Raw genomic sequence first — 23360 nt, 5'->3', positions numbered from 1 at the left:
TTTAAGAAGAAATAATATATAATGGATATTTAAGGAAAAATAGTTTCGAAGATCAGTTGTTTTCGATCTTCCATCAAAGTCGCGTACTCTTCATCATTCATGCCAAATAGTGCCTTATGTAAGGGGGCTGTAAGAAAGGGATGTGCCATTAGAGAAAAAATGTTTAACATGAATTGCTTAGGATCCATTTTTTTTACCTGGCCATTGTCCATTTCTTTCTGGATCTCCTCCATAAAAATCTTTACCGTTTTTGCCCTCGATTTCTTTTCATTCAGAATCACATTTCTATTCATTTCTGTGATAATGAAAAGCTGACGATAGGGGTAAAGCGCGGTTTCATCGATGAAGACTGAAATCAGGTTTCTGATCTTTTCTTTAAAAGGCATATTAGACTCAAAAACCTCATCTAATGTGCTGATAAAAGCAGTTTGTGCTTCTGTGAATACCTGATCAAACAGGATGTCCCGGGAGCGAAAATAGTAATTTACGAGTGTGCGGTTTACTCCTGCAGCATCGGCAATTTCCTGTGTGGTGGCATGTAATTTACCTTCTGCAAAGAACAGGTGCTTGGCTGTATCTTTGATTAATTGTTCTGTACCTGTGTCGCGAGTTGACATATACTTTTAAGTTTGACAATTTTGTTAAACAAAAGTATTAATCTGGTAGATGAGTTAAAACACAGAATTGTAATGTTTAAGTTAAGGAAGGTTTTGTAACTGATAATTGACAAAAAAAAGGGCCATTGGCCCTTCTGTTATAATTGAAAATTACTGTATATAGCATACAGCAATTAGATTTTTGTAGTAAATTTTACTGATGCACATTAGCACCAGGTTCTTCTGGGAAATGAAGTTTTACCTGCTTTAGGGCAAATTCAAGTTGTTCCTCCGGGGTAATTTCGGTATTGTCTAAAATCACCGCATCATCAGCACGGGTCAAAGGACTTTCAGCTCTCGTAGTATCGGCATAATCTCTATGTGCCAGGTTTTCAAATACATCTTCCAGACTAGTGCTGGTATCACCTTTGCTTTGCATTTCTTTAAAACGACGCTCTGCCCTGATCTTTGGATCAGCAGTCATGAAAAATTTGATTTGTGCATCAGGGAATACCGTGGTGCCAATATCACGACCATCCATTACAATATTCTTGGATTTACCCATACGTTGCTGCTGCTTCACCATATCTTTTCGTACGAACTTATTTGCTGATACAGCACTTACTGCTTCAGAAACTGGCATTTTTCTGATTTCTTCCGATACTTCTTCAGCGTTTAAGGTGATGTGGGATTCGTAATCTCTTGAATGGAAGTTTAATTCTATATGTTGTAAAGCATCTTTTACTGCCTCAGGATCATTAATATCGACATGATTGCGGATGAAATATAGCGTTACTGCCCGATACATCGCCCCACTATCAATATAAATGAAACCTAGTTTCTTGGCTAATGCTTTCGCTAATGTACTTTTTCCACATGATGAGTAGCCATCAATAGCTACAACCAGATTTTTCCTCATATCCCGCAAAGTTAATGTTTTAGTGATTTGTTAGTCCAATTTTTTTTAGAGGGCTGATTTCTTTGACTACTTTTACGGCTATGGTACCCAATAAAGACGATATCCTTAAAGTCGTCACCTTTAAAACCTCAAGAAGTGGGGGGAAAGGTGGCCAGAATGTAAACAAGGTATCCAGTAAAGTAGAGTTGATTTTACATATCGCTTCGGCAGCTTTCTTAACTGAAGCCGAGCAGGCGCTGTTAATGGAAAGATTAGCCCACCGTCTGGATCAGGAGGGAAATTTACACATTGTTTCCCAAGAAGACAGGAGCCAGCTGATGAACAAGGAGCGTACGATACTAAAGTTAATCGCCCTACTGAAATCGGCCCTTCACATTCAAAAAACAAGAAAACCAACGAAGACACCGAAATCGGTGATCAGGAAAAGGTTACAGGACAAACAGAACGTTTCCACTAAGAAGAGCTTGCGGAAACGTCCTGCCCTGGACTAATTGCCCCCCCCCTCATTAATTGAATCGGTAGAACATGCTAATACTGCCGTACTGATGTGCTTTAGCCGTACTTTTTACTTCCTTTGTTTTGAAAATCATTCCAAAATCAAAAGTAAAACGCCTACTACTGTAATTAAATCCTAATTGTTGTGCAAAAACGATGGGCTTTACGCCAAAAGTAACCGGACTGTTGTTGTTAAACATACTCCCTTGAATGGTCGCATCATAGGCCACATAATTAAGTTGTGGTTTCGCATAAAAGAATAATTCACTCTTCACTAAATTCTTTGTTTTCGACTGGTTTCCGATTACTGAATTGGTATAGGCAGTATTGAATAGTTGGTTAATCCGACCTGCCCTGAATAAAATACCTGCACCTGCAGCACTAAAGGTAGTTCCAAGATTGGCATAACCTTCAAAAGAGAAGTCTGCTGCCTGATCTTCAAAACGGTGTAGGAGTCTGGTGTATTGTGCAGATAGATTAACCTGCATTTCTTCCTTAATTTGGTAATCCCAACCTTGAAGTTTGTAAAAGCCGACGGTATTGTGTAAGAGCTCCTGACCTTTTTCTGCCAATGATGCCGGGCCTGTTACGCCTAGCTGAACACTGGTTTTTAAGATACTTTCATTTTTATAAAACCAATTCAATCCCGCTTCTGCATATAAATAGCCAGCAAATGGACGATCTTGTTTTGTAGGATCAGGTGCATCACCAGAATAAGGATTGTACATCTTCTGACCTAGGGTAATCTCATAAGTTTTCTTTTCCAGCTTTTCTGGTAGACTACTCTGATTTAATGCATGGCGGAAATTAATAAACAATCCATTGGTATAATAACGGTCTGAGCCCTGCAAAAGATAAGAGTCGTTGTCGCTTTTAAAGCCAAACTCATTTTTGAAGTCCTGCGCTAAAGCCGGATTCGCTGGTAATAAATAGATCAAAACGATAGGGAGCAGTACTTTGCTGATTACTTTCATTATTATTCTTCTAAAAAAAACTCCGGCAAATTTGCCGGAGTTGAATATCGTATTTTTTATGTTTAAAATGTATAACCAAGGCTTAATCCCCCATAATAAGGAATGAAATAGTCTTTGCCAAATACCGGACTCAAACCAATTCTGAAAGCGAAACCGCTGTCTTCTGGTTGTACACGATAGAAAAAACTCATTGTACCAACCACTTCAGCTTCGTATTCTTTCTTTTTATTATCCATAGAAAAAACTTTTTTAAAGCCTGTACTATAGAATAGAGTTGTTCCTAGTCCGAGTTCAAAGTATTTCCCGTTTTTTCCCAACAGGTAATTCAGGGAAAAAGGAATACTGGTTACCCTTTCATCATTTATAGAAAGGTAACCAATACCAGCGCGGCCACCTAATCCATCTCTTTTTTTGGAGAATCTGGAATCGTAGTTTGCTGTGAACGTTAAGCCCTGACCACCCAGTTCAATAAATACATTCTGTGCCCTGGAAGTATCAGCTGCTGTTGTATTGTTTTCCTGTGCCAAAAGACTGCTGCCAAACATTGCTACTAAAAGCAATGTTAAAATGAGTGTTAATCTTTTCATTAAAGTATATTAGGGCTGCAATAATAGGCAAAAAAATAACTTAGTTTGCAGCCGGCTTGATTTTAACACTCAAATCCTGTGGGTCCTTTACTTTTTCTTTCATTAAGGCCAGCTCAATTACTTCCTTCATTTCCGATACATAGTGGAAATTTAAATCTTTAATATAGCTTTCCTTGATTTCTAAAATATCCTTTCTATTCGATTTACATAGAATGACGTCTTTAATATTAGCACGTTTTGCCGCAAGGATTTTTTCCTTGATACCCCCAACAGGCAGTACTTTTCCACGTAAGGTAATCTCTCCGGTCATGGCCAGATTAGATTTTACTTTACGTTGGGTAAATGCAGAGGTTAAAGCGGTCAGCATAGTGATTCCTGCAGATGGGCCATCTTTTGGTGTGGCACCAGCAGGCACATGCACATGGATATCAAATCGGTCGAACAAATCATAGTCAATTCCGAAAACAGCCGCATGTGAGCGTAAATACGCTAAAGCAATTACTGCCGATTCTTTCATCACTTCGCCTAGATTTCCGGTTAAGGTTAATTTTCCTTTGCCAGGGCTTAAACTAGCCTCAATGAATAAAATATCTCCACCAACTTGTGTCCAAGCCAAACCTGTAACTACTCCGGCAACTTCATTGCCCTCATATAGATCCTTATCATAAATTGGAGCACCAAGAATGCGTTCTACATCTTCATTGCTCAGGTTTGGTTCATAGGTTTCTTCCATGGCGATTTTTGTGGCCACACCACGTACCAATGAACCTATCTTTTTCTCCAGACCACGAACACCAGATTCCCTTGTATAATCTTCAATTACTTTTTCAATCAGACTATTTTTTAGGGCGATGTCCTTTGTATTGATCCCATGTTGCTCTTTTTGCTTAGGCAAGAGGTATTTTTTCGCAATCTCAATTTTCTCTTCAATCGTATAACCATTTACTTCAATGATTTCCATACGATCCAGTAAAGCGGGCTGTATGGTACTCAATGAATTGGCAGTAGCGATAAACAACACATTGGAAAGGTCATAATCCGCCTCTACATAATGGTCGTTGAAAGCACTGTTTTGCTCAGGATCCAACACTTCCAATAGAGCAGAAGAAGGATCACCTCTAAAATCAGCACCTACTTTATCAATTTCATCCAGTACAAACACAGGGTTTGCGGCACCAGCTTTTTTAATCGATTGAATAATCCGGCCTGGCATTGCACCAATATAGGTTTTTCTATGACCACGGATTTCAGCCTCATCTCTGACGCCACCTAATGCCATACGCACATATTTACGGTTCAATGCTTTCGCAATGGATTTTCCCAGAGAGGTTTTACCAACTCCCGGGGGACCTACCAAACAAAGAATAGGGGCTTTCATGTCGCGTTTTAGCTTCAATACCGCCAGGTATTCTATGATACGTTGCTTTACCTTTTCTAAACCAAAGTGGTCTTTGTCCAGCACACGTTGTGCACGTTTCAGGTCAAAATTATCTTTGGTGAAATCATTCCATGGAAGGTCTAATAAAAGTTCCAAGTAATTGATCTGTATAGAATAATCCGGTGCTGCAGGATTCATTCTCCCCAGTTTATCCAGTTCCTTATTAAAGTGTTCTTTGATGGGTTGAGCCCATTTTTTCTTTTTTGCGCGTAACTGTAGAGCCTCGTATTCAAGGTCAGATGAAGAACCACCCAGTTCTTCCTGTATGGTTTTTAACTGTTGATTCAGAAAATAATCTCTCTGTTGTTTATCCAGATCGGTACGAACTTTAGACTGAATCTGGTTTTTCAACTCCAGCATTTGAAGTTCCAGTGTCAATAGTTCCATTACCATCTGCGCACGTTCACGCAGGTTACCCATTTCCAGCATTTTCTGCTTATCAGCAACATCTGCATTCATATTTGAAGAGATGAAATTGATGAGGAAAGAAGTGCTTTCTATGTTTTTTAAAGCAATTCCAGCTTCACTAGGGATGTTTGGCGACAACTGAATGATTTGCGAAGACATCTCCTTGATAGAAGCGACCATCGCTTTAAATTCCTTATCACTTTTGTGCTTGCTCTCCTCGAACTTACTGATCGTTACTTTAATATATGGCTCCGATTGAACTTCTTCAATCAGACGGAAACGTTGTTTTCCCTGGATAATCACAGTGGTGTTTCCGTCCGGCATTTGCAGCATCTTGATGATTTGTGCCACCGTTCCAACACTATTCAGTTGTTCGAAAGTAGGATCTTCTATAGAAACATCCCGCTGGGAAACGACACCAATAATACGGTCACCTTTATAAGCTTCCTTAATGAGCTTAATAGATTTATCCCTCCCAACAGTAATTGGAATCACCACTCCTGGAAAAAGCACAGTATTCCTCAATGGGAGGATCGCCAATACTTCCGGGGTTTCTTCATTGTTCATCTCGTCTTCGTCCTGTTGAGACATCAGCGGGAAAAACTCTGTATCTTCATTTATAATGGGTAGTGCATTGCTAAAATCAAAATGATCTTGTTTACTCATTTATTAAGTCTTTCTAAAATAAAAACGACAACCTGACAGTATGCCGTCTACGAAATTATTAATTACATTGTATTATCTATAATTTCAACTCCTGTGCCAAAAAATGTTGCGCTCCTTTTCCCTGTTAAAAAGTCAGTAATAATGGATGCTTACTGAAAACAATATGCGCAATTGTCTGACCTTTTTATAAAAAAAATCAGAATAATTCGTCGGCTTATCATATTTTCATTTATTTAGCGTTTAAGAGAGATATTTGTAACTGGTATGATAGTTGCCTTCGGATATCTTTAAATTCCAGAACGCTGAAATTTATGCAGTAGTTAGGGATGAAATCTAAATATATTTAATTTTTTTAAATACAACTTAATGAACTATTTCAAGCAAACCATCTTATTATTATTTGTCATTTCTGCTTCTGCCCAGGTTGCTTTCGCACAAAACAGCGGTTACGATAAATTAGGCATTCAAGCCATGATGAAGGGGGATTTTAAAGGTGCCGTTGGACAATTAGAGAAGGCCGATGCTAAAACTCCAAACAATGCAAATGTGTTGAAAATGCTGGGATATTCTTATTTTCAATGCGGAGATTTCGAAAACTCCATCGCTACTTATAGTCGTTTGCTCGTGCTGAAACCTTCTGATTATTCTGCCTACTATTATAGAGGTAAGGCAAGGCTAAATGTTGCAAACGATCCAAAAGAGTCACTTAGTCAAATGAGAGATAATTTTTATCTTTCTGCAATTAAGGATTTTACCAAAGCAATTGAGATCAATGGGGAAGAGGATATACAGCTGATGCAAAACAGAGGGCTGGCTTATAAAGACTATGCCATCTATAAATCTTATAAAGTGAAGAAAGCAGCAGAAAAAGCGGCCGTGATTGCCTTATTCAATAATTCTATTGCTGATTTTCAAAAGGTATTGGTCGTACAACCTTTACGTAAAGATATTATTGGTTTAATCGATTATGTGAAAGCGCAAGTGACTAGCCTAAAATAAGGAATTCTCAATTATAAAATGAAAATGCCTGCTATTGTAACCGCAATAGCAGGCATTTTTATTTTATACTTCTGCACCGTCAAATATTTCAACAAATTTAGAACGGCTTAAAGGTTTAGTCAGGAAGTCGGTAACCACCGGGATATTTTGAGATCGTTCCAGTTCTGATGGTGAAATCGAAGATGAAACGATGTATATTTCAATTTTCTTGCTCAGTTTAGGCTCCAATAATGAATATTCTTCCAAAAATCCCCATCCATCCAATACCGGCATGTTCAAATCTAAAAAGATCACATCAGGTAATAAATCCGGTTGATTGGCAGCTAATTCCAAATCTAATAATGCTTTTTTTCCATCTTCAAAGACGGTCAGGTCGGTACTTAGATTGGCAACCTGTAACGTCTTTCTTGTTAAAAAGACGAAAATAGTGTCGTCATCTATCAGATAAAATTTTTTCATTGGATTATATTTATTCATTGGTTATCGTTCTGTTAATTGGGCCTGGTTTTAACTTAAGTTCTACATCCTTTGTCAATCACTCTCAGGTGGCAGTACCTGATTGTCTTCTGCCTGGTGTACTATTGAAGCAATAGATTCATTCAATTGGGTAGTTGATTCTTTTAACATATAAAGTAGATCGATTTGATCTGCATGAGGATGCTGTAACATCATTTCCGTTAAACTCATGATATTGGTTAATGGCGCTCTCACCTTATGACTTTGAATCCAGGCTATCTCTTTTAAATCCTGGTTTTGTTTTTCGATCATTCGCACATAATCCATTCTCTTGGAAACATCTGTTGCCAGCACCAGTCTGGCATCCAGGCCGTCCAGGTTCACAATGGTGGTATCTATCTCTACCGGAAACTGCTTCCCATTTTTATCCATGTGGGTAAGAATTCCTGAATATTCACGGGTCTTAATCGTACTGAAAATGTCCATTAACTTGCTGATTTCAGAAACAGGCCTGATCTTCGTGATATTCATCGACAGAAATTCTTCCTGAGAGTAACCATACTTCTTTACTGCGGCATCATTTACCTTTAGGAAATTACCGCTACTCAATTCAAAAATATACATGGGTACCGGATTGGAATCAAAAATATTCCGGTAGTAACGTTCAGAAGCATCTAGCTTTTTAACCAGTGATGCCTCTTTAATCCTTGTTTTTTCAAAACCATTCAGGATGGTACTGATCATAAATACACTTACGAAACTAACAAATATGAAATTCCAGGAATAGGCAATCCATAAAGTCAGGTCATAAGTGTCTGATAATGCATTGGGGAAAGGTTTAAATTGAATAAAAAAGCCAATAAGAATGCAGATGATGATATTAACCACTAAAGGGATGTAAGTGGCCTTCGTAGGAAATATCATTGCCGTAAAAAAGGTAATGATCAATAAGTATAAGGCACCTGGACCATCCGAACCTACAAAAAGCAGGTAAAGCAGGGCAATTAGATACAGTAAGGCCACGACGATCACCATCCTATAATCCAATTTAATTTTTCTATTTACTACAAAACCCATAAGAGAAATGATAACAACCACCATAAATACAGGAAAGAAAACTTTTCCATTAACGATTTCGTTAATCAGGAACAAAAGGATACCAACTATACCCAATGGAAGACAATACATTATGGTATCTCTAAATAAATCCAGCTTCCAGGAACTGATCCTGAAAAGCGTGAAATGATGATCAGCGGGGATTACATATAAAAATGTTCTCCTGTATTTTTTCAAGTAGGACTGAATTGTTGCCATTTTTCAAATGATCAATGTCTAAACTGAATTTATACCGCTGATATGAATACATTAAATGAGGAATTTATTTCCCGAAATCTGACACTATGCTTATCGGGTTGTATATAAACCATTTAGTTGTATTGCATAAAAGATACCCTCTTGCTTCTATCAGGCGTTTTGCTCATTAAACTCCTTATATTTACAGTAGAAATAAGCCTATTATCATGCCAATGTTAGCATGGAATGGATACAAAAAATCCTGCTCCGAAGACATACCGGAGCAGGATTTTTTTGTTGGATTTACCTGGAATGGAATAATGAGAAAATTATTCTGCCTGATTATTTGAATCTTCCGGTAATCCGGTAGTTTTTCTCAGCAAGTAACCTGATGTGCTGGTTCTTCTTTACCTCATATAAGCTGTCAGGAAAATAACTTAAGGTATCGGAAGAAGTATATAAGGCGTTTGAATTTCGAATCACCATCTGGAGACCGTAAACTTTGCCTTTCTTTTTGATGACTTTCATTTCTTTTACTGGAACTTTCTCATTACTGGAGCTGTAAAGTTCCATTGTATCTGTTTTTTTAACCTGGAATAATCCTTTCCAGGCCGACTTATTCAGGTCTGCGTCAGAAAAGATACTCAGTTCCTTTTGCCAGTTGGCGATTTGCAGATCTTTACTTTCTGTAGCGTCGTTCACCAGTACGGTTTTATGTACCATGGGTTTCTCGCGACTTAACCTTGTCACTTCTCTGGTAAAATAACCTTTCAGGTCAAAGTAAGGATGTGCCTCCTTTTGTTGTGTCTTAGGCGGTTCAGTACAGCCAAAACACAACAAAAGAATAGCACATAATAAAAAACGGTTTCTCATTATACCAGGCAATTACCGGTCATGATCGCTGGTTTTTCAATACCCATAATCTTTAAGATTGTAGGGGCGATGTCGCCAAGTTTTCCATCAGCGATGGTTTTATAATCATTATCAATTAAAATGCAGGGAACAAGGTTAGTGGTATGGGCAGTATTCACTGATCCGTCTTCGTTACGCATGTATTCAGAATTCCCGTGGTCTGCCAGAATGATGAAAGAATAACCATTCTCTATTCCCTTTTTTACAACCTGCTCAGCGCATTGGTCGGCAGTCTCTACTGCTTTTACTACTGCATCAAAAACCCCGGTATGACCTACCATATCCGGATTGGCAAAATTCAGACAAACGAAGTCTGGCCATCCGGATTCGAGTTCTTTTGAAATTGCTTCTGTAATTCCTGCAGCACTCATCTCCGGTTGCAGATCATAAGTTGCTACTTTTGGAGATGGAATAAGTATCCTTTTTTCATTCTGAAATTCTAGTTCCCTTCCACCGGAGAAAAAGAAAGTTACATGAGGGTATTTTTCCGTTTCCGCAATGCGGATTTGGTGCTTATGGTTTTTCTCTAAGACTTCGCCCAGGGTTTCAGTAAGATCATCTTTAGTGAAAACTACCTTTACATTTTCGAAGTTCTCATCATAAGTTGTCATTGTCACATAATACAATGGTAATTTATGCATGCCGAAATCAGGATAGTCATTCTGCGTCAATGCCGCAGTAATTTCTCTACCTCTGTCGGTTCTGTAATTGAAACAGATCACAACATCACCCGGTTGTATGGTGGCTACCGGTTTGCCATCAGGCTGCGTCAGCACAATTGGTTTGGTAAACTCATCTGTGATGCCTTCGGCATAAGATTGCTCAATTGCGCTAACCGCATCAGTGCTTGCCTGTCCAATACCTTTAGTCATCACATCATAGGCAAGTTTTACCCTTTCCCAACGTGAATCCCTATCCATTGCATAATAACGGCCAACTAAGCTGGCAATTTTACCTGCAGAGCCTTCCAGGTGCTGCTCGAGTTCTTTGATAAAGCCCAGTCCTGAATTTGGATCCGTATCTCTTCCATCCAGGAAAGCATGTACAAATACATCGTCCAGGTTTTGCTCAGCTGCAGCATCACATAAAGCTTTCAAATGATTGATATGGGCGTGTACCCCTCCATCAGAAACCAATCCGATGAAATGAACCGCCTTATGATTTTGTTTTGCATAGTTAAAAGCATCCAGCAACACCGGGTTTTGGTGAAGTGTCCTGTCTTCAATTGCTTTATTAATCCTGCCTAATTCCTGATAAACAACTCTTCCCGCACCTAAATTCATGTGTCCAACTTCCGAATTCCCCATTTGTCCGGCCGGTAAACCTACCGCCACACCTGAAGCTTCTAATTTGGAATTTGGATAATTTTTCAATAAAGAGTCAAAGAATGGAGTGTTTGCAGCATAAGCGGCATCGGAACTGTCTTGCTTTCCGTAGCCCCAGCCGTCAAGAATAAGTAGAACTAATTTTTTATGATTCATCTGAATTAATTTAGTATTTATCGTATGATTGTCTATCAATCTAACAAATATAAGCGTATTGTATGTGTTTTTTGAGCCTAATTGTAATTCAACTGTAGTATCTTTGTTTTCGTTGGTACGGTCAATAATGGCATAGTTTATGTAAGATTGATCTTTAGCCATATAGAGAATATGAAGCCCTTACTTTTTTTTACGATTCTGTTTACCTATTTTTCTTCTGCTATTGCTATTGAAAGAGATATTATAGACAATCTTTCAGGCTATTTTAAAGCTGGCAATGCAAAAGATGTAGCCCAAAATTTTTCTTCTTCCGTAGAGCTCATCATGATTGATGAAGAAGATGTATACTCTAAAGCACAAGCTGAGCAAATTTTAAGGAACTTTTTTACAAAGTATCCTCCTATAAAATCATCGGTTACCCATACGATTAATGCCAATCCGAACTTCCGGTTCGGTATCCTTTCTTTGCAGACCAGGAATGGAAAATTCCGTGTTTCGATCACAATGAAAAAATCAAATAATACTTTTTTTATTACGGAATTGAGAATAGAGCCGGATAAATAATAGTAAAAATGCTATTTTTGGGTTTAATTTTAAGTTTTGGATAAGCAAATCATAGATCAATTCATAAAAAGCGCTGTTGCCGAAGATTTAGGTGATGGGGATCATACTTCACTTTCTACCATCCCGGCAAATGCACAAGGCAAGGCAAAACTGCTCATTAAAGAGGACGGAATTATTGCAGGAGTAGAGCTTGCAGTAGCGATTTTCAACTATATAGACAATCAATTAGAAGTGATAGTGAACATTCAGGATGGAGCAGCAGTGAAATATGGAGATATTGCACTGACCGTTTCAGGAAGTACACATTCTATTTTACTCGCTGAGCGACTGGTGTTAAACTGTATGCAAAGAATGAGTGGTATTGCTACAAAAACCAACCACATTGTAGGCCTGTTATCGGCCTATCCGACCAAGCTTTTAGATACCCGTAAAACCACACCTGGATTAAGGTATCTGGAAAAATGGGCAGTTGTAATTGGGGGAGGAGTAAATCACCGCATCGGTTTATATGATATGATCCTGATTAAGGATAATCATGTAGATTATGCAGGTGGAATCGCCAATGCCATTCAAGCTGCTAACCAATATTTAGCCGATCAGGATAAAGATTTACAGATAGAGATTGAAGTGAGAAACCTTTCGGAGTTAAATGATGTTTTAATGAACAGAGGTGTGGACAGAATCATGCTGGATAATTTTAGTTTTCCAGATTTAAGGGAAGCGGTAAAAGTGATCGATGGCAGATTTGTAACTGAAGCTTCGGGTGGAATCACTGAAGAAAATGTAGCTGAATATGCAGCTTGTGGGGTAGATTTTATATCTATGGGCGCTTTAACCCACTCTGTTAAAAGTTTAGACATGAGTTTAAAAGCATGCTAAATAACTTAATTCATCAGAATTTGATTCTGTTTTTTTACTATAATTGTAGTTAATGATTTCGGTCTATTCTATATCAGCAGTAATTTTAGCATATCTATTCGGGTCTATACCAACTGCGGTATGGCTCGGACAAGCATTTTACGGTGTCGACGTGAGGGAGTATGGTAGTGGAAACGCCGGTGCAACGAATACTTTCAGGGTATTAGGGAAACGTGCGGGACTTGCAGTAATGACCATAGATATTGCCAAGGGATATACGGCAACCAAACTTGCCTATTTTATTGGGCTATCCGTTACCGGGCCACAAAACTCCTCTCAATTTATCAATTATGAACTTGCACTGGGTGTAACTGCTGTAATGGGACATTTGTTCCCAATATTTGCGGGCTTTAGGGGAGGTAAAGGCGTTGCCACACTTTTTGGAATGATTTTGGCAGTTAACTTCCCGGCAGCGATGCTTTGTGTTCTTGTTTTTGTAGTCGTGCTTTTAACCACCAAATATGTATCTCTAAGCTCTATATGTGCAGGTTTTACCTTCCCATTGAGTATCATATTCATTCTCCATTCTTCTATTAAGTCGGAGGTATTGTACGGAATGTGTGTTTGTGTACTTATTCTGGTTACCCATCAAAAGAATCTGGAGCGACTACTAATGGGCAAAGAATCCAAAGTCTACCTGTTTAAAAAGAAAACAACCTAAAAACAAAGAATTCATGAAAGCTTTAAATTTAACGATCATTGCTGCGGCGATGCTTTCCATTTCTTCCTGTTCTACAGTTCCATTAACGGGACGTAGCAGGCTGAGTATTGTGAGTGAAAGTGAAATGCAGAATGTGGCCGCTCAAAGCTATACCTCTTTGTTGAGGGATCCTAAAACGAAGGTGCTCAACAATGCAGATGCAGTAAGAGTGAAAAGAGTAGGGCAGAAGATTCAGTCTGCCGTGACCCAATATATGAATGCCAATGGTTATGCCGATCAGATTAAAGGCTTCAACTGGGAGTTTAACCTGATTGATAGTAAAGAAGTAAATGCCTGGTGTATGCCTGGAGGTAAAGTGGCTGTTTACAGCGGAATTTTACCAGTTGCGAAAGATGATGCGGGACTGGCTACAGTGATGGGGCATGAGATTGCACACGCGATTGCACAACACTCTTCGGAAAGAGCTTCACAGGCTACTTTAGCGCAAGCTGGTGGTAGTTTACTTGGTGCAGCTACAGCTGGGAAGTCTCAAACGGCACAAGCGATGATCAACCAGGCTTATGGTTTGGGTGCGCAGGGTTTTGTATTGTTACCAAATTCAAGGAAACAGGAGCTCGAAGCAGATCAGTTGGGACTCATTTTTATGTCGATGGCCGGCTATGATCCTACTAATGCCGTTTCTTTCTGGCAAAGAATGGCTGCAGCAAGTGCAGGAGCGCAGAAACCAGCTGAGTTTTTTAGTACTCACCCTTCTGATGCGACACGTATTGCTCAGATACAAAGACTTCTACCGGAAGCTAAAAGGTATTTTAACTCTACTACGGGAAAACCTATCAGGTAATTAGCGAATGAATATTTAATAAAAGGCTGTTACCTTCAGGTAATGGCCTTTTTTATGGGGGAAACTTAATGTCCCAGTGTCTGGATAATGGCAGAGGCTTTCAACATGCATTCCTCATACTCGTCATTTGCATTGGCGGCATATGTAATGGCTCCACCCACCTGAAAGGACAAGTATTGCTTACTTTCCTGATATAGAATGCTTCGGATAATGACATTGAAATCGAATTCCCCATCCGGACTGATGTAGCCGAAGGAGCCTGAATAAGCACCTCTTTTACTGAGTTCATATTTTTCTATGAGTTCCATCGCAGAGATTTTTGGTGCACCTGTCATTGAACCCATCGGGAAAGTATTTTTTATGGCGCCAATAAAATGAAGTTCAGGATCCAGCTCACAACTAATGGTAGAAATCATTTGGTGTACCTGCGGGAAGCTGTAAATACCAAAAAGCTCTTCTACTTTCACACTTCCTTTTGAGGCACTTTTGGTCAGATCATTACGTACAAGGTCTACAATCATTACATTTTCCGCCTGTTCCTTTATATTCTCACTTAAAGCCTGTTTGATCTGTTCATCAGCCAGGGGATCCTTGCTGCGTTTAGCGGTCCCTTTTATGGGCTGAGAAATCAATTTATTGCCACGCTTACAAAGAAATCTTTCCGGACTGGCAGAAAGGATATACTGATCTTTGATCTTGAAATATCCTGCAAATGGAGTAGGGGAAAGGGCATTGAGTTGTTCAAATACATGGAGTGGATCTATCTCTGCATGTTCGGCAAAAAACTCCTGGCAATAAGTGATCTCGTAAATGTCGCCCCTGTTGATGTGTTGATGCAGTTGATTGATTTTCTCTAAATAAGCGCGCTTATCCATCGAAGCCTGAATATTCACATCAGGATAGACTTTTGGCAAGGGAACTTCAAAGTTTGCAATTTCTTGCAGGACCTTTGGATCTCCAAGAATCAGCTCCGGCTGACCATCTTTCCAGGCAATGAGGTATTTGGGCATAAAGAAAAACAAGGCAGGAAATTGCTGGTGGTCCGGATGATTGGACTGCAGTTGTTCATGCTCATTCTTCAGGTCATAACTGAAAAGACCGAACATCCAGGTTTTATGTTGTTCATAGAAAGCTTCCAGAGCCTCAAATGCTCCTCCGATTTCCCTGGAAAGTACCTGTGTGGCACCAGCAGCAATAATAAAATCAAACTTCCCGTAAGGGTCTGTGTAATTGTTGGAGTCTAAACAGCAGCAGATGTCAAAAGTATTGGCCCAGTGCAGTGCCTTGCTTTTAAATAACGATAATTCCAGATGGCTCATTTCGCTACAAAGGTAAGGGAAAACAGGGTATAAAAAAAGGCGGCCAATGGCCGCCTTTCGTATATTTCAGCAGAATGATGACTAGATCAATTCTAAGGTTTGAACTCTATCTGGTCCAACAGAAAGGTATTTTACCGGTACTTCCAGTTCTTTCTCTAAGAAAGAAATGTAAGCCGAAAGTTTTACAGGAATATCTGCTACCTGGTTTACTTTAGTTACATCAGTTTTCCAACCTTCGATCGCTTTTAAAACTGGCGTAGGTTTTACAGAAATGATGTCGTATGGCATATAGTCAATAGTTTCACCATTGTGCTCATAATGTGTACATGCATAAATGGTATCGAAACCATCCAATACATCTGCTTTCATCATGATCAGCTCAGTTACACCATTTAACATGATGGCATATTTTAATGCAGGGATATCAATCCATCCGCAACGACGGGCACGGCCGGTTGTTGCACCGAATTCATGTCCCACCTGACGTAGGTTTTCACCAACTTCGTCATCCAATTCCGTAGGGAATGGACCACCACCAACACGTGTACAGTATGCTTTGAAGATACCATATACATTGCCGATTTTGTTTGGTGCAATACCTAAACCAGTACAAGCACCAGCAGTTGTCGTGTTTGATGAAGTAACAAATGGATAAGAACCGAAGTCGATGTCCAATAATGTTCCTTGTGCACCTTCTGCCAATACTTTCTTTCCTGCTTTAAGGAAACCATTTACATAATGCTCGCTATCTACATGAGGAATGCTTTTGATAAACTCAATTGCTTCAAAGAATGCAGCTTCTTTTTCAGTTAGATCGTATTCGAATTCATAGTGAGAAAGAATTTCTTTATGTTTCGCTACCAATTTGTTGTAACGTTCTTTGAAATCAGGTAAAGTAGTATCACCTATTCTTAAACCATTACGACCAGTTTTGTCCATATAAGTTGGACCAATACCTTTTAGTGTAGAACCGATTTTGTCCTTACCCATTCTTTGCTCGTTTGCCGCATCCAATAATTGGTGCGTTGGCAAAATCAGATGCGCTTTACGGGCAATCACTAATTTTCCTGTTGCAATCGGATCATGTCCGGCTGCTCTAAGGTTATCTAACTCTCTTTTTAGAATGATCGGGTCAATAACCACACCATTACCAATAAGATTCATTGTCTTTTCATTGAAAATACCTGATGGAATGGTATTTAAAACAAACTTTTTGCCATCAAACTCTAAAGTATGTCCGGCATTCGGACCGCCTTGAAAACGAGCTATCAAATCATATTGCGGACTTAATACATCAACAATTTTTCCCTTGCCTTCATCGCCCCATTGCAGGCCCAGAAGCACGTCTACTTGCGTCATTATTTAAATTTGAAATATTATAAATTGGATATGTTAACTTGCATGTTTTATTTCGCTATTCTGATTGTTCATTGCATTTTTTGCAGTGCAATCGAAACAAACGCCATAAAGATTCAGAGAGTGGTGTTTAATTTCAAACTTTAGCAATTCACCTACCATGCTCTGTATCTGATGAATGCGCGGATCGCAAAATTCTACTACTTTCCCGCAGTCAATACAAATGATATGGTCATGTTGGTGATAGCCGTAAGATTTCTCAAACTGCGCCATGTTCTTACCAAACTGATGTTTAGTGACCAAATCACAGGAAACCAATAACTCTAAAGTGTTGTATACAGTAGCCCTGCTCACACGATATTTTTGGTTTTTCATGTGGATATAGAGGGTCTCTACATCGAAATGGTCATCTCTGGAATAGATTTCTTCTAAGATGGCAAAACGTTCCGGTGTTTTTCTCAGACTCTTATTTTCGAGGTAAGCTTCGAATATTTTCCTTACTAACTCGCTGTTGTGGTTTGTAGACATAGTTTTTAAACTCCTTTCAAAGGTACCAATTTTTATATAAACCTGTATGTTTTATTCGTTTTTTTAGGCATCAAAACGGGTAACAGCCGTCACACCTTTTACTTCCAATAGATTTTTAATCAGGTTGTCTAAGTGTTCTTTATCATTTACATAGACCATAATTGAACCATCAAAGATCCCATTATCTGTGTCGACAGTAATAGAACGCATGTTTACCTTGAAATCTCCGGAAATTACCTTGGTGATATTATTGATCAAACCTACGTCATCTATTCCGATAATATGCAATCCGGTTAAGAACGTGAGTTCCTGCTGACGGTTCCACTTGGCTTTTACCACACGATACCCATAATTGGCCATTAATTGTGCCGCATTCGGACAATTGGTGCGGTGGATTTTGATTCCTTCATTTACGGTTACAAAACCAAAAACGTCATCGCCAGGAATTGGATTACAACAAGCGGCAAGGGTATAGTCTATTTTTTGCAGGTCTTCACCAATCAAAAGAATATCAGATTCCGGTCCTTTGACTCTGCTCAGTAAAGCTTCTATCTTTTGATTGTCGCTTTTCTCAGATGAACCTCTGTTTTCAATTTCCTTTTCACTGGCCAGGTAATCTTTCAGGTCTTTCAACTCGATCTTTCCTTTCGCAACAGCGATGAAAAGTTCCTGGGTAGAAGGAAGTTTGAAGAAATAAGTCAGCTTGTTCAGGTTGTCTGTATTGTAAGTGATCTTTAATGACTTTAACTTACGCTCCAGCGTTTCCTTACCCTGATCTGCTATTTTTCTTTTTTCCTCTTTTAAGGAGGATTTGATTTTCGACTTGGCTTTAGCCGTCACCACAATGTTCAGCCAATCTTCTTTTGGCGTCTGTTTGCTGGAAGTGATGATTTCTACCTGATCTCCATTCTGTAGTTTATAAGATAAAGGAACCAGTTTATGGTTTACTTTTGCACCAATACATTTGGCACCAACATCCGTATGGATTTCAAAGGCAAAATCTAATGCCGTAGCGCCCAATGGCAATTGAAGTAAGGCTCCTTTAGGAGTAAAGATGAAAATCTCATCAGAGAAAAGATTCATTTTGAAGTCGTCCAGAAAGTCTAAAGCATTCGCTTCCGGATTGTTCAACATCTCTCTTACCTTCATGATCCATTGGTCAAGACCATTGTCATTACTCGATTCTTTATATTTCCAGTGTGCTGCAAAACCTTTTTCTGCAATCTCATTCATCCTTTGTGTACGAATCTGCACCTCTACCCATTGGCCTTTAGGCCCCATTACTGTAGTGTGCAGGGATTCATAGCCATTCCCTTTCGGAGAAGAAACCCAATCCCGTAAACGATCCGGATTCGGGCGGTACAAATCGGTTACAATAGAGTAAGCTTTCCAGCAATCTGCTTTTTCATTTTCCGGCGCACTATCCAGAATAATCCTGATGGCAAAAAGATCATATACCTCCTCAAAAGGAATGTTCTTGCTTTTCATCTTATTCCAGATGGAATGGATTGATTTGGGACGGCCATAGATATCGGCTGTCAGTCCCTGTTCGGCCAGGATTTCATTGATAGGCTCCACAAATCTTTTGATAAATAAAGTCCTTTCGGCTTTTTTCTCATTCAGTTGTGTGGCGATGTATTTATAAGTATCTGGCTCCAGATATTTCATAGAAAGATCTTCCAGCTCAGATTTAATGGCATATAATCCCAGACGATGGGCAAGTGGTGCGTAAAGATAAATGGTTTCCGAAGCGATCTTCAATTGCTTGTGTCTGGGCATGAAATCCATCGTTCGCATGTTATGTAAACGATCGGCCAGTTTGATCAGGATTACCCGTACATCATCTGCCAATGTGAGCAGCATTTTCCGGAAATTTTCTGCCTGTAAGGAACTGTTGTAATCAAAAACACCTGATATTTTAGTCAGACCGTCAATGATCTTCGCCGTTTTCTTGCCGAATTCACGTTCTATATCTTCTAATGTGATGTCTGTATCTTCTACTACATCGTGTAATAAGGCACATACAATCGAAGTGGTTCCTAATCCGATTTCTTCTGCAGCGATCTGTGCAACAGCAATAGGATGGTAAATATAAGGCTCACCAGATTTTCTACGCATGTTTTTATGGCTTTCCAATGCCATATCAAATGCTTTTCTAATCTCCTTTTTATCTCCTCTCTGAAGTGTTGGCTTACAGGCACGTAAAAGCGCACGGTAACGCTTCAATATCTCTTGCTTCTCTGCTTCTAAATCAATCACTAGTGTGTTCTTCATCAATCTATAAATTGTTGGTCGGTAATTTTATTCGGTTGTGGATCGCTGTTCAAATGGCAAATGAACCTAAAATTTTACTCAAATACTAGTTTATTGCCCCTATACTTTTGTTAATATATGCTTTTTGTAAAGATCCCATACTGATACACAATAATTCATCCAATTTTAAGTTTATGCTAAGGTTAATTGTATTCGTTTAGCGCAGCATTTTCTGGAATGATCCTTGGCATTTCATTTGTATTATTTACCTCGGGATGATAAGCTTTCTTTTTGAAAAGTTTATCTTAGATTATCTGATACAATGAATATGTTAAATTAGCCTTTAAAACCTGGTATAAATTTATGAAATTTTATAGGTTGTTTTTTCTGTCAATTGTCATGATTACTGCTGCTTCTGCACATGCGCAGATGGGTAATGTAAGCGTGAAATACCCTGCATTGGGGAAAAACGACACCATCAGAGTGGCTTCTACCAATGAAAATGGGGAGATGATCCCCTGGATTCCACTCAATGAAGTGGTGATTTATGCTTACCGCATATTCAAAACTCCTGAAGATCGTGCTGCATATAACCGTTTGCGTTACAATGTGATGAAGGTGATGCCTTATGCACTTTTCGCCAAGCGAAGATATGAGCAACTGGAAAAAGATCTGGCGCTTGCGACCGATAAAAAGGAGCAAAAGAAACTGGTGAAGCAATGCGATAAAGAGATTAAAGACATGTTCAACAGGGAAATTAAAGAACTGACCATTTCTCAGGGACAGATTTTAACGAAGTTGATCGATCGTGAGGTAGGGCGAACCACCTATGAAATTGTAAAGGAAACTAAAGGAGGGGTGACCGCCTTTTTATATCAGTCAGTCGCCAGAGTAGTTGGCCATAACCTAAAAAGTAAATACAACCCATCGGAAGAAAGGGATATCGAAGCGATTATTAATTCTTCCGGGTTTTACCAGTAAATTATGTCGGATCATCTAAAAAGTATACACCAGTTTAAGGTAAAATTGCTCAATGGAACAGAAAAGAACCTTTCTGATTATAAAAACAAAAACTTATTAATTGTAAATATTGCTTCTGCCTGTGGTTTTGCACCTCAGCTCAAGGAATTACAGGAGTTAAGGGAGGAGCTGAAAGCGCAGGATTTTGAAGTACTGGCTTTTCCTTCCAATGATTTTGGCCGACAGGAACCTTTAGAAGGCGCAGGAATTCAGGAATTTTGTGAACTGAATTATGGGGTAGAATTTCCTGTATTTGAGAAAATGATGGTCCGGGGCGAACATGCCCATCCTTTATATAAATTTCTGGGAGATAAAAAATTGAATGGGCATTTGTCATCTACACCAAGATGGAACTTTCATAAATATTTGATCAATAAAAAGGGAGAAGTGGTGGATTATTTCTTTCCTTTTACCAAACCAATGTCCACCAAAGTAAAGAAGAAGATACAGCGACTGGGTTAATCAGATCCAGCAATTTTAAACATTATGAAGTTAGATATATTAGTGCTGGCAGTTCATCCGGATGATGCAGAATTAGGTTGTTCGGGGACTATTGCAAAACACATTGCCTTAGGAAAAAAAGTAGGGATAATTGATTTTACCAGGGGAGAACTGGGGACTAGAGGTTCTGCAGAAATCAGAGATGAAGAGGCTGCAGATTCTGCAAAGATCTTAGGGATTCATGCCCGTGAAAACCTCAGGTTCAGAGATGGATTTTTCAGCAATGATGAAGAACATCGCCTGGCCATCATCAGAATGATTCGTAAATATCAGCCGGAAATTATATTAACCAATGCGCTTCACGACAGACATCCCGATCATGGACGTGCTGGCGATCTGAGTAATGATGCCTGTTTTTTATCAGGTTTGCCTAAAATTCATACAGAAATTGAGGGGATTGCACAGGAAGCATGGAGGCCACGCTTAATACTGCAGTACATTCAGGATAGGTATATCGAGCCTGATATCATTATAGACATTACACCTTACATTCAAACCAAGATAGATTCTATTAAAGCGTTTAAAACGCAGTTTTTTAATCCGGATCACGAAGAGCAGGAAACTTATATTTCTTCACCAGAGTTCTTCGATAGCGTCATCGGCCGTGCCCGGGAATTTGGTAAATCTATTGGCGCTACCTATGGAGAAGGTTTTACCTGTCGCAAATTATTGGGCGTAGACAACCTCTTCGATTTAAGATAGTTTTATACAATGTCCTTCGCCTGCCGGGGAAGGACATCTAACAAAATTGCTTTTTCGCTGTTTTTAATAGAAACAGTAGCATATGGCAAATATCTTTTCCTCCCTTAAAAATGCCTACACGCTTTTCAAAAGTGTAGATTTTCAGAAACTGGAAGCACTCTCTAAAAAAGTCGATCTGACTAAAATTGTAGATTCGGTATCAAATCTGGACGAAACGCAATTACAGGGATTGATGAAAATGATGGGAACACCTCATAAACACCGGGAACTACCGCCAATAGAAGGCGATTTTTACCATCTTGGTGATGAAGCGTTAAAGGAAGAAGATCGTGCATTACAACTTAAGGTAAGGGAGTTCCTGGAGAGAGAAGTAAAACCAGTGGTCAATAAATACTGGTTGAAAGCGGAATTTCCTTTCGAACTGATTCCTGGAATTGCCGAGCTCAATATCTGTGGCTTAACTTATAAGGGTTATGGCTGTCCTAACAAATCAAATTTAATGGAAGGCATCCTGGCGATGGAAATGGCCAGGATAGATACCTCTATGTCGACTTTTTTTGGCGTACAAAGCGGCCTGGCAATGGGTTCCATTTATCTGTTAGGTTCTGAAGCACAGAAAGAACAATGGTTGCCGGACATGCAGCAAATGAAAACGATCGGGGCTTTTGGATTGACTGAGCCCGAAGTAGGATCCGGGGTAGCGGGAGGCTTAACCACCACCGCAAAGCGTCAGGGGAATAAATGGATTTTAAACGGGCAAAAGAAATGGATCGGTAATGCTCCTTTTTCTGATGTCACCATCATCTGGGCCAGGGATCTGGACGATCAGGAAGTCAAAGGTTTCCTGGTTAGAAAAGGAACAAAGGGCTTTTCTGTAGAGAAAATGATGGATAAAATGGCGCTACGGATCGTACAAAATGGATTGATCACCTTAAGCAATTGTGAAGTAGAGGAAGAAGACCGTTTGCAAAATGCAAATTCTTTTAAAGATACCGCTAAGGTATTAAAGATGACAAGGGCAGGAGTGGCCTGGCAGGCCGTAGGATGTGCCAGAGGCGCATATGAAAGTGCTCTTCATTATACACGTACCCGTAAGCAATTCGGTAAGCCAATCGCTTCTTTTCAATTGATTCAAAATCATCTGGTGGAGATGTTGTCTAACCTGACGGCTATGCAAACGCTATGCTTTCGACTGTCGCAATTACAGGATCAAAATCTCCTGACCGATGAACATGCTTCATTAGCGAAAGTATTCTGTTCTATGCGGACCAGAGATGTGGTGAGTAGGGCAAGAGAGGTAATGGGTGGTAATGGGATTTTGCTGGAATATGATGTGGCACGTTTCGTAGCGGATGCCGAAGCCATTTATTCATATGAAGGCACTAAAGAAATCAATACTTTAATTGTAGGCCGGGCCATCACTGGTTTTTCGGCATTTGTCTAAAAGCATTGTAATTGATACTGGCTGTAAAA

Annotated in this window: 23 protein-coding genes; 10 read left to right on the top strand and 13 right to left on the bottom strand. The window is 39.3% G+C overall.

Annotated features, from left to right (window positions below; genetic code table 11):
* Positions 1-29: 29 nt before the first annotated feature.
* Together R2Q94_RS17965 and cmk are read right to left on the bottom strand one after the other, a co-directional pair.
* Positions 30-617: a TetR/AcrR family transcriptional regulator gene (locus tag R2Q94_RS17965; RefSeq protein WP_316822856.1), complete on the bottom strand. Its 588-nt coding sequence runs from the start codon at positions 615-617 to the stop codon at positions 30-32.
* A 193-nt stretch (positions 618-810) separates the two neighbouring features.
* A complete protein-coding gene (cmk, locus tag R2Q94_RS17960; RefSeq protein WP_316822855.1) occupies positions 811-1515 on the bottom strand; it encodes a (d)CMP kinase in 705 nt (234 codons plus the stop codon).
* Between the two features lie 80 nt (positions 1516-1595).
* On the opposite strand from cmk, the gene arfB reads away from it, so the two are divergent.
* Positions 1596-2006, top strand: a complete 411-nt coding sequence (gene arfB / locus R2Q94_RS17955; protein WP_316822854.1) for an alternative ribosome rescue aminoacyl-tRNA hydrolase ArfB — start codon at positions 1596-1598, stop codon at positions 2004-2006.
* A gap of 15 nt (positions 2007-2021) precedes the next feature.
* Here arfB and R2Q94_RS17950 read toward each other — a convergent pair whose 3' ends face one another.
* From R2Q94_RS17950 to lon, 3 genes are all read right to left on the bottom strand, one after another.
* On the bottom strand, positions 2022-2984 hold the full coding sequence (locus tag R2Q94_RS17950; protein WP_316822853.1) for a lipid A deacylase LpxR family protein: 963 nt from the start codon (positions 2982-2984) through the stop codon (positions 2022-2024).
* A gap of 62 nt (positions 2985-3046) precedes the next feature.
* Positions 3047-3571: a hypothetical protein gene (locus tag R2Q94_RS17945; protein WP_316822852.1), complete on the bottom strand. Its 525-nt coding sequence runs from the start codon at positions 3569-3571 to the stop codon at positions 3047-3049.
* Positions 3572-3611: 40 nt separating this feature from the next.
* Positions 3612-6083 (bottom strand): endopeptidase La, encoded by a 2472-nt coding sequence (gene lon / locus R2Q94_RS17940; protein ID WP_316822851.1) that lies wholly within the window; start codon positions 6081-6083, stop codon positions 3612-3614.
* 366 nt (positions 6084-6449) lie between these two features.
* Here lon and R2Q94_RS17935 point away from each other — a divergent pair, with 366 nt between their 5' ends.
* The gene (locus R2Q94_RS17935) at positions 6450-7082 is read left to right on the top strand and encodes a tetratricopeptide repeat protein (protein ID WP_316822850.1); all 633 of its coding nucleotides are present in this window, start codon (positions 6450-6452) and stop codon (positions 7080-7082) included.
* A gap of 63 nt (positions 7083-7145) precedes the next feature.
* On the opposite strand, the gene R2Q94_RS17930 is transcribed toward R2Q94_RS17935, so the two are convergent.
* The 4 genes from R2Q94_RS17930 to gpmI all read right to left on the bottom strand — a co-directional run bounded on the left by R2Q94_RS17930 (position 7146) and on the right by gpmI (position 11224).
* On the bottom strand, positions 7146-7541 hold the full coding sequence (locus R2Q94_RS17930; protein WP_316822849.1) for a two-component system response regulator: 396 nt from the start codon (positions 7539-7541) through the stop codon (positions 7146-7148).
* A gap of 72 nt (positions 7542-7613) precedes the next feature.
* Positions 7614-8852, bottom strand: a complete 1239-nt coding sequence (locus R2Q94_RS17925) for a PAS domain S-box protein (protein WP_316822848.1) — start codon at positions 8850-8852, stop codon at positions 7614-7616.
* A gap of 321 nt (positions 8853-9173) precedes the next feature.
* Positions 9174-9704: a hypothetical protein gene (locus R2Q94_RS17920; protein WP_316822847.1), complete on the bottom strand. Its 531-nt coding sequence runs from the start codon at positions 9702-9704 to the stop codon at positions 9174-9176.
* Positions 9704-11224, bottom strand: coding sequence for a 2,3-bisphosphoglycerate-independent phosphoglycerate mutase (gpmI, locus tag R2Q94_RS17915; RefSeq protein ID WP_316822846.1), 1521 nt, complete (start codon positions 11222-11224; stop codon positions 9704-9706). The genes R2Q94_RS17920 and gpmI overlap by 1 nt, the downstream gene beginning before the upstream one ends.
* 171 nt (positions 11225-11395) lie before the next feature.
* On the opposite strand from gpmI, the gene R2Q94_RS17910 reads away from it, so the two are divergent.
* Genes R2Q94_RS17910 through R2Q94_RS17895 form a run of 4 tightly spaced genes read left to right on the top strand, consistent with a single transcriptional unit; the run spans position 11396 to position 14208 of the window.
* Positions 11396-11788: a DUF4783 domain-containing protein gene (locus R2Q94_RS17910; protein ID WP_316822845.1), complete on the top strand. Its 393-nt coding sequence runs from the start codon at positions 11396-11398 to the stop codon at positions 11786-11788.
* A 36-nt stretch (positions 11789-11824) separates the two neighbouring features.
* Complete coding sequence (nadC, locus tag R2Q94_RS17905; protein WP_316822844.1) at positions 11825-12667, top strand: carboxylating nicotinate-nucleotide diphosphorylase; 843 nt, start codon at positions 11825-11827, stop codon at positions 12665-12667.
* A 52-nt stretch (positions 12668-12719) separates the two neighbouring features.
* A complete protein-coding gene (gene plsY / locus R2Q94_RS17900) occupies positions 12720-13367 on the top strand; it encodes a glycerol-3-phosphate 1-O-acyltransferase PlsY (protein ID WP_316822843.1) in 648 nt (215 codons plus the stop codon).
* 13 nt (positions 13368-13380) lie between these two features.
* Entirely contained in the window at positions 13381-14208 is an 828-nt protein-coding gene (locus tag R2Q94_RS17895; protein WP_316822842.1) for a M48 family metallopeptidase, read from the top strand.
* 65 nt (positions 14209-14273) lie between these two features.
* Here R2Q94_RS17895 and R2Q94_RS17890 read toward each other — a convergent pair whose 3' ends face one another.
* The 4 genes from R2Q94_RS17890 to R2Q94_RS17875 form a co-directional block, all read right to left on the bottom strand.
* Positions 14274-15527 (bottom strand): anthranilate synthase component I family protein, encoded by a 1254-nt coding sequence (locus tag R2Q94_RS17890; protein ID WP_316822841.1) that lies wholly within the window; start codon positions 15525-15527, stop codon positions 14274-14276.
* A gap of 81 nt (positions 15528-15608) precedes the next feature.
* Positions 15609-16886 (bottom strand): adenylosuccinate synthase, encoded by a 1278-nt coding sequence (locus R2Q94_RS17885; protein WP_316822840.1) that lies wholly within the window; start codon positions 16884-16886, stop codon positions 15609-15611.
* A 33-nt stretch (positions 16887-16919) separates the two neighbouring features.
* Positions 16920-17411, bottom strand: coding sequence for a Fur family transcriptional regulator (locus tag R2Q94_RS17880; protein ID WP_182960211.1), 492 nt, complete (start codon positions 17409-17411; stop codon positions 16920-16922).
* Between the two features lie 63 nt (positions 17412-17474).
* Positions 17475-19685 (bottom strand): bifunctional (p)ppGpp synthetase/guanosine-3',5'-bis(diphosphate) 3'-pyrophosphohydrolase, encoded by a 2211-nt coding sequence (locus R2Q94_RS17875; protein ID WP_316822839.1) that lies wholly within the window; start codon positions 19683-19685, stop codon positions 17475-17477.
* A 342-nt stretch (positions 19686-20027) separates the two neighbouring features.
* Between R2Q94_RS17875 and R2Q94_RS17870 the strand changes: the two genes are divergently transcribed.
* The 4 genes from R2Q94_RS17870 (at position 20028) to R2Q94_RS17855 (ending at position 23331) form a co-directional block, all read left to right on the top strand.
* Entirely contained in the window at positions 20028-20645 is a 618-nt protein-coding gene (locus tag R2Q94_RS17870) for a DUF4294 domain-containing protein (protein WP_316822838.1), read from the top strand.
* Between the two features lie 3 nt (positions 20646-20648).
* Positions 20649-21146 (top strand): glutathione peroxidase, encoded by a 498-nt coding sequence (locus R2Q94_RS17865; protein ID WP_316822837.1) that lies wholly within the window; start codon positions 20649-20651, stop codon positions 21144-21146.
* 24 nt (positions 21147-21170) lie between these two features.
* Complete coding sequence (bshB1, locus tag R2Q94_RS17860) at positions 21171-21887, top strand: bacillithiol biosynthesis deacetylase BshB1 (RefSeq protein WP_316822836.1); 717 nt, start codon at positions 21171-21173, stop codon at positions 21885-21887.
* 82 nt (positions 21888-21969) lie between these two features.
* Complete coding sequence (locus tag R2Q94_RS17855; RefSeq protein ID WP_316822835.1) at positions 21970-23331, top strand: acyl-CoA dehydrogenase family protein; 1362 nt, start codon at positions 21970-21972, stop codon at positions 23329-23331.
* Positions 23332-23360: the final 29 nt, after the last annotated feature.

This window comes from Pedobacter gandavensis (assembly GCF_032678465.1).
Taxonomy (GTDB): domain Bacteria; phylum Bacteroidota; class Bacteroidia; order Sphingobacteriales; family Sphingobacteriaceae; genus Pedobacter; species Pedobacter gandavensis_B.
This window is presented reverse-complemented; position numbering and strand designations above follow the sequence as displayed.